Here is a 7,030-nt window from a genome sequence, read left to right as displayed (position 1 = left end):
AGAGACCCTGTCCCAGTTTATTTTTTCCCTCGACGCCTTTTTGCTTCTTCATAATCTTCTTTCGTAATCTCACCTTCTTCGTAACGCCTTTTCATGATGTCGAGCGAATCAGAAGGACCCGCCTCCGTTGAATTACCGTTTCGAAAGCGGATGAGAATAACAACAATGATTACGAGCACAACCGCAGTAACAATCAATCGGATAATCATAGCTTCGGGCATAATCGTATACCTCCTGTTTCAATAGGACCTAGGTGTACTTGTTCGGGTACTAATGGAGCGGTGAATAGTACATGTATGTTCATATGTCAGTGGTCGTTTTTGTGTTTAATATTCGGGGAAGTGATGACTGTTATCAGTTCTTTTCGTTGAAGGGCAGTGAGCGAGCTTGTCAATAACTTTTCCGAAAATAGCTTATTGCTTGTGGGGACTGATCCAGACTATCACTGCCCTCTTCAACAAATACTAGCACCAACTGGAACTGGTTATGTGAATTTACGCCTTAACTCGGATGACCCAAACTGGGACAAATGCTCTGACCCCATGTCCCGCTATTTATATTTTTGTTCGCTTTGGGAGTTGTCTTTTGTTTTGTGTTTGTCTTTTTCATCTTCTTGTTCGATTTTCAAATCTTCGAGAGGGATGTCATCAACATGCTGCTGTTGTTTGAATTCATCAAGCTCATTGCGGCGCTCTTCATTCCATTTCGGCTTCTTTTCTGGGACTTTTTCAAAACTTTTATCTTTATCATTCATTACGTTCACCTCAGATTCTTTTTTCTAATCATTTTCCCGCTTTAAGTCCACATAAACATTAAACATGGTTTAAGCACACTTCCCTGTTATAATAATAAAATAAATCTTACATTTGGAGGTCATAGCATGCGCGTATTCCAAGAGCTTCATTCCATTCGAGAAATTGACGACTTCATCAATTGCCACCCCTTATCTTTCCTATATATTTCACGAACCAACTGCAGTGTCTGTCATGCCTTACTCCCGAAGGTGCAAAGCTTGCTGGAGAACTATCCCCAGATTCATCCCGCTCACATTAATGCAGATGATGTGGAAGCAGTGGCTGGGCGCTTTTCCATCTTCACCATTCCCGTTCTCTTATTGTTTGTGGAAGGGAAAGAATATATTCGGGAAGCAAGAATCGTCCATATGGATTTACTCGAGGAAAAGCTTGATAAAATATATAAAAACGTGGCTCTAGACTAATGCTAAAGCCACGTTTCTCTTTACCGTTTTTCTTCGATTGAATAGATTTCTACATTATAAGCATGCGTCTCTTTCGGCACATCGGTAAGCTTGATTTCTCCCTCATAGACGGTTTCACCACTTTCGAGGTCAACCTTAAACAATTTTTTCTGGTTCCCATCTTCTCCTGTATTACTATGGAAATACAGATGATCTCCTTTAGGGTAAACTCCGGAAAGCCCGCTTAAAATGTTCTCGTCAAAGCTGATTTCCTTTTCCTCACCAGGCTTATTTTCTTTCAAATGATATGGATAGTATTTCAGCCCATCAGACGTGAAAGTTATAAAGTAAAGTTCTTCCTTTCCGATACTCGTATAGTTCATCGGATAGATCACTTCTTCATCCAATTCTTGCTCTTCCTCCATGTAGTCTTGCCCTGTCGTCCTGTATTCTTCCTCTGCAGTTGCAAACTCTTCCGGAACTTCAATGACCTGCTTCTCTTTTGTCTCTAAATCATAAATAAAGTATTCTTCCCCAACTAACTCTGAAGTATACATACCTTCATCCCATTCGATATCCTCCACTCTAACAACGAGATATCCTTGTTGTTGAATCCCCAAACCATCATTTAATACATTAAAATAACTATGAACTGAATCACTCACAATGGCACCCTGGTCCTCAATTGTTTCATCACTCAGCGAAATTTCATAGACATGTAATTCCTTATCCTCCATAATAAAGTTAACAGTTGCCACATAAAGTGTATCATTAAGGAGCTGTACTTGTTCTACATACGAGTGATCCGTTCTTTCACTATCCGGTATATCCACCTTAAACGATTTTCTTTCCCGACTTTCTCTATCCAGTACATCCACCTCAAGTTCGTTTGACTCAAAGTAAATATTTGATGGTCCGGCATATGCTATCCGCTCCCCATCATCAACAAATCGAGCTGGATCTTCTTCCTTCCCTCTCATAAAATTCCGTTCTTCATTCATCAACTGCTCCATTTCCTGTGGTTGGAAGAATGCATTAAATTGTTCTAAGAAATTTTGATCCCTAGAATATTTAACCCCATCTGTACTAAGTCTAAACGATTCCCAAACGGAACCCTCATATGTCACATAATCACCGTAAACGATGATATCTTCCCTGTTCTCTTCATTACCTGAAACATTCACCAGCTCAATCTGCGGCAAACTTTCCTTAGCAATTGCGTGATGCACATATAAAACGCCAAATGTTATAACAATAAAAAGTGGCAGAATTACGATTTTCCAATACCTCTTCACAAAGCTCCCCTCCTATACCGTGACCTTTTTATTCAATAAATAATTGCTGACCCAAATGCTCACCCCTGTAACAACAACCCACAATAAAACCTCAAGAATAAATAATTCGATTGGATATAAATAGCTTTTTCCTAAAATCATCTCCACGACAAACGGCGCAAAAAAAACAACGAACGCTATAATTGCATAACCAATCCCATACGCAATTCCTTTAAACCGGTAACTTCTTTCAAAAAGAATTGCCGTGAACAAAATAAACACAACCATAAAGCCAACCCCATAATGGATTAAAAATTCAATGAAGCTCGTCGGAATAATTAATCCCACTGAAAACCCACCGACTGCATTACCGATAAACTCCATAATTCCTAGATCCACTCGCAAATTAGCGGGAACCATCCATTTCAAAATATTAGACTCTACATTTAATAAAATAACCTGCAAAGCGACAAGCCCAAGCACCATCAGAAAAATAGCACTCGCCTTCGCTAAATATATATTGATTCTTGCTGTCGGCAGCATGAGCAGCCGATAGATGAACGTATTCTTCCCCAACCAATCCCGATACCAGATGAAGAAGGAATAAATGATTAAGGTTGCCGCAGCAAAAATGATGGGAAAATCAAACAATTGAGAATACTGCACATGAAGTAAACTAAACTCCCCGTGAGTCTCAACGAACTGCTCTGTCGTCATACCGTTCGTATATATTTCTTCGTTAAATAGCTTCATATAATTATTTGCAACGAGCACCGTAGCGATTAGCTGAGAAGCAATCGTAATTCCTGCAAGAATGAAATAAATCTTAATAAATCGGCCAAGCTCGAAATTCACTAACTTCAGATAATTATTCATCCGCGATAAACCTCCCTCATCACGTCAACTACCGATTTTTCTTCCACTTCCCGCATCTCTTCCGTTTCGAATTCCTTAAACACAATCCCGTCATCAAGGAGTACAACTTTATCGATAATATGTTCGATATCGTTTATTTCATGTGTCGTAATGATAACACCGCGGTCCTCGACTAAGTGACTCGTGAATACATCGGCAATTTGCTCCCGGCTGAAGATATCGATTCCGGAAAAAGGCTCATCCATTAATAAATAATCTACATCAAGAGCAAGCCCTAACAATAGATTCGCTTTTGCCACATTCCCTTTCGATAGACTTGAAATGCGATCTTCCTTTTTCAATTTAAAAAACTGTAATAATTCCTCCGCCCGTTCATTGTTCCAGCTATTGTAAAAGTCCTGCATAAATTGCATCGCTTCCTCGATTCGCATATGAGGGAGCATCGTGATCGCATCTGGAATGAAAGCCACTTTTTCATATGTTTCCTTTGTAAGCTTCTCGCCATCAATTAAAATTTCACCACTCGACATAGGTGTGAGGTTTACAATACCATTTAAAATCGTTGTTTTCCCGACCCCATTCACACCAATCAGGCAAGTGATCTCCCCCTTATTCGCTGTGAAAGAGACTCCTTGAAGTACTTTTTTCCTGCCAAATTTCTTCGTCACATTCTTCACTTCGATCAAACCTGTCCCCTCCTCTGTTCTTCATATTTCTCTTGAATTAGCCCAATCAATTCATCGATCGGAATATTAACCGGTTCAACAGCCGCAATCAAGCGATCCACTGCACCTTCTATTAGCTCTGTACGAAGATCACGTAATACTTGCTCATCCTTCGTAATGCGACTCGGATTATTTCCCTCTGTAAAAATCAAGCCCGCTTCCTCCATTTCCTTATATGCTCGTTGTGCCGTATTCGGATTAATTTTCAACTGATTCGCCAGCTCGCGACGGGATGGAATTTCTTGTCCCAACTCATACTTGCCACTCACAATTTGCTCTTTGAAATGCTGTACGACCTGTACGTAAACGGGATCCCGTTTATTAAACGTAATCTTCAATATAACCCTCCTCATTTCCTGAAGTTAATATCTTTTATGTCCTTTTATGTATTAAACACTTAATACACTGAGGGTATAATTGTGTATTAAGAAGTTAGTACACTAGGTGTAAACAGAGCGTATTAAGCACGCAATACATCCGATATGCTGTATTATATGCTTAATACACGTAACTGTCAATCTCTTTTTTAAAATATATTTCCCTTTCTCCTAAACCCTCGGCCGCGGAGGTTTATGTTACAATAAACTTTATGCAAGATGAAACGATTAGAATTAAAGGGAGTTAATATAAAATGAAGTTGGTCTCATGGAATGTGAATGGAATACGTGCTTGTGTCCGGAAAGGATTCCTGGATTACTTCGAGGAGATAGATGCAGACATCTTCTGTATTCAGGAATCGAAAGTACAAGCTGATCAAATAGATTTGGACTTAAAAGGCTATCATCAATTTTGGAACTATGCCGAGCGGAAAGGCTATTCTGGGACGGCTGTTTTTACGAAGGTTAAACCAATAAACGTCCGTTACGGAGTTGGTAGTGAGGATTCGGAAATCGAAGGTCGCATCCTCACGCTCGAATACGAAGATTTCTATCTCGTTAATGTGTACACGCCAAATGCAAAGCGTGATTTAACACGGCTTGAGGAGCGCCTTGAATGGGAAGATAAACTATTTGAATACCTGCGTGAACTTGATGCTTCAAAACCAGTCATCTATTGCGGCGATTTAAACGTTGCGCATGAAGATATCGATATTAGAAACTTTAAGACGAATAAAGGTAACTCCGGCTTTACAGTAGAGGAACGGAGTAAAATGACGCGAATCCTGTCCAATGGTTTCATTGATACATTGCGGTACTTCCACCCGGATACGGAAGGGATCTATACCTGGTGGTCGTACATGAAGACGGTTCGGGAGCGGAACATTGGCTGGCGGATCGATTACTTCATCGTTTCGGAGCGGCTAAAAAACGCTCTTGTTCAGTCCGTGGCACATCCGGATGTGATGGGGAGTGACCATTGTCCGATTATGCTGGAGTTGGACGCGGAAATGTTAAACAAATAACAAACGTTATTATATCCTCATTCATTTTTAAAGGAAAAAGCCATTTTGATAATTTATTAGTCAAAATGGCTTTTTTAATAAATATTCGTTTTAATCAACTCAAAATTCGTTATATCAGCAGTGCCTCGATTCGTTATATGAATTTCAGGGATAACAAGTAGGGCAATGAGAAAACATTCATAAATGGTGCATAGACACTTGAGCCAATTTGTTTCCACGCTTATTCAAGCTCGGTTACTTCAAGACTGACCTAACAACTTCTGTATCATGTAGTTCAGTGATTCAAGGTCACTTAATAGAAACGCTTGGCCATATTCCCAAGTTTATACATTGATTCGGTAATTTGAACCTAAAGCATTACGCAGATTTTTGTCAAAGCATTCATCGAATGAATTTACGTCAATCTTCTCACAAATCCTCTTTAAAACCACCCTGCAGACCTTGAGCACTTAAACTGTTCCTATCCACTTTATAAGCAAACGACCACGTATCCCTTTCCTCTCCTTTCTCCCACGTTTCCGTGAAGGTAACGAGATACGTTTCTTTGCCAATTTCTTCTACACTCGTTTCTTTTATAACGCGATAATCCTCAATTCTTTCTTCCCACTTTCCAACAAACTTAGGGAAGCCTTCCGTAATTGAATCTTCATCAGAAGTTGCCTCGAGAATGGCATCTTCCTCTGTAAATGGTGGCAGGGGAGGTGAGATAATCTGTAAATAACCCCAGCAAATAACAATGGTAGCGATTGGTATAAGGAAGGCGGCTTTCATACCTTTTGCCTTTTTCCTTCTGCCCTGTAACCATTTATCGATAATCCCATAGAGAATCGCAGCCATCATTCCATACAAAGCGGCCAATAGATTATGAAACAGGATACCATTGGCTAATCCAAATAAGCCAAGAAGCATTACATACAACCAATCATACTGTTGAAACCACTTTCTCTGTAAAAGTTCAATCACCACGGATACAATATTTCCATATAAAAGGATGATTAATCCGATATACATTGTATAAACATAGAACCAACCGAGGAACTGATTTCCTTGATTATATTCCATTTCAGAGCCAAAATTGATCGTGAAAAGAGCGAAAAAAATGGAAAGAAGCGAAGTCGTAACAAAAGTCGTAGTTAACTTCCTAAAAATAAGTATTCTTGTCCCCCCTTTCATACATATCCCCTAACATCTAAATTCTGTATGGAGAGCTAGTTCCTTTCTTAGTTGCACTCTATTCATAAATAATATCATAATACCTTAAATTTTATTTGTTATTTCACACAATTTTTTCACTGATAGACTTCATAAATCCCGAACGAACTAGAGACCGGAATAAACAGGCGATTAGAGCACTTTTATTCACTCAAACGAATTCGAATCCAGCTCTAACGGATGATTACAGCACCTAATTTGCCCGAACCCTCAAATCTGGTTCAAACGGGGACGATTTAAGATTTACCCTCGCCCGACTTCTACAGGCTGCAAAAATTGAATGATCTTAAAAATGAATAACGAAGAAATAAGATCATCATACAATAATCTCATCCTTATAAAT

General features: G+C 39.3%; 9 protein-coding genes and 1 riboswitch. Of the genes, 2 read left to right on the top strand and 7 right to left on the bottom strand.

Annotation, left to right across the window (positions count from 1 at the left end; translation table 11 throughout):
* Positions 1 to 17 precede the first annotated feature (17 nt).
* Positions 18 to 221 carry an SHOCT domain-containing protein gene (locus WKU33_RS17155; RefSeq protein ID WP_229782608.1) on the bottom strand — a complete coding sequence of 68 codons (204 nt, stop codon included), beginning with the start codon at positions 219 to 221 and terminating at the stop codon, positions 18 to 20.
* 329 nt (positions 222 to 550) lie between these two features.
* A complete protein-coding gene (locus WKU33_RS17150) occupies positions 551 to 754 on the bottom strand; it encodes a hypothetical protein (protein WP_156856083.1) in 204 nt (67 codons plus the stop codon).
* Between the two features lie 126 nt (positions 755 to 880).
* Here WKU33_RS17150 and WKU33_RS17145 point away from each other — a divergent pair, with 126 nt between their 5' ends.
* Complete coding sequence (locus WKU33_RS17145) at positions 881 to 1,219, top strand: thioredoxin family protein (RefSeq protein ID WP_188856617.1); 339 nt, start codon at positions 881 to 883, stop codon at positions 1,217 to 1,219.
* Positions 1,220 to 1,239: 20 nt separating this feature from the next.
* Here the strand turns inward: WKU33_RS17145 and WKU33_RS17140 are convergent, their stop codons facing one another.
* The 4 genes from WKU33_RS17140 to WKU33_RS17125 are packed head-to-tail and all read right to left on the bottom strand — an operon-like array spanning position 1,240 to position 4,411.
* The gene (locus tag WKU33_RS17140; protein WP_340455752.1) at positions 1,240 to 2,493 is read right to left on the bottom strand and encodes a hypothetical protein; all 1,254 of its coding nucleotides are present in this window, start codon (positions 2,491 to 2,493) and stop codon (positions 1,240 to 1,242) included.
* 12 nt (positions 2,494 to 2,505) lie between these two features.
* Complete coding sequence (locus tag WKU33_RS17135) at positions 2,506 to 3,348, bottom strand: hypothetical protein (protein WP_188856619.1); 843 nt, start codon at positions 3,346 to 3,348, stop codon at positions 2,506 to 2,508.
* The gene (locus WKU33_RS17130) at positions 3,345 to 4,034 is read right to left on the bottom strand and encodes an ABC transporter ATP-binding protein (protein WP_340455750.1); all 690 of its coding nucleotides are present in this window, start codon (positions 4,032 to 4,034) and stop codon (positions 3,345 to 3,347) included. Before WKU33_RS17130 ends, WKU33_RS17135 begins: the two co-directional genes overlap by 4 nt.
* Positions 4,031 to 4,411, bottom strand: coding sequence for a GntR family transcriptional regulator (locus WKU33_RS17125; protein WP_188856621.1), 381 nt, complete (start codon positions 4,409 to 4,411; stop codon positions 4,031 to 4,033). Before WKU33_RS17125 ends, WKU33_RS17130 begins: the two co-directional genes overlap by 4 nt.
* A 293-nt stretch (positions 4,412 to 4,704) precedes the next feature.
* Here WKU33_RS17125 and WKU33_RS17120 point away from each other — a divergent pair, with 293 nt between their 5' ends.
* Positions 4,705 to 5,475, top strand: a complete 771-nt coding sequence (locus tag WKU33_RS17120) for an exodeoxyribonuclease III (RefSeq protein WP_336253273.1) — start codon at positions 4,705 to 4,707, stop codon at positions 5,473 to 5,475.
* Between the two features lie 250 nt (positions 5,476 to 5,725).
* A riboswitch (purine riboswitch) is annotated at positions 5,726 to 5,827 on the bottom strand.
* Positions 5,828 to 5,883: 56 nt separating this feature from the next.
* Here the strand turns inward: WKU33_RS17120 and WKU33_RS17115 are convergent.
* Complete coding sequence (locus tag WKU33_RS17115) at positions 5,884 to 6,648, bottom strand: hypothetical protein (RefSeq protein WP_156856090.1); 765 nt, start codon at positions 6,646 to 6,648, stop codon at positions 5,884 to 5,886.
* Positions 6,649 to 7,030 lie beyond the last annotated feature (382 nt).

It is taken from the genome of Oceanobacillus sp. HCA-5259, from assembly GCF_037892815.1.
Lineage (GTDB): Bacteria > Bacillota > Bacilli > Bacillales > Amphibacillaceae > Oceanobacillus > Oceanobacillus indicireducens.
Note: the sequence above shows the minus strand (reverse complement) of the source record. Positions and strands in the feature narration are given on the sequence as shown.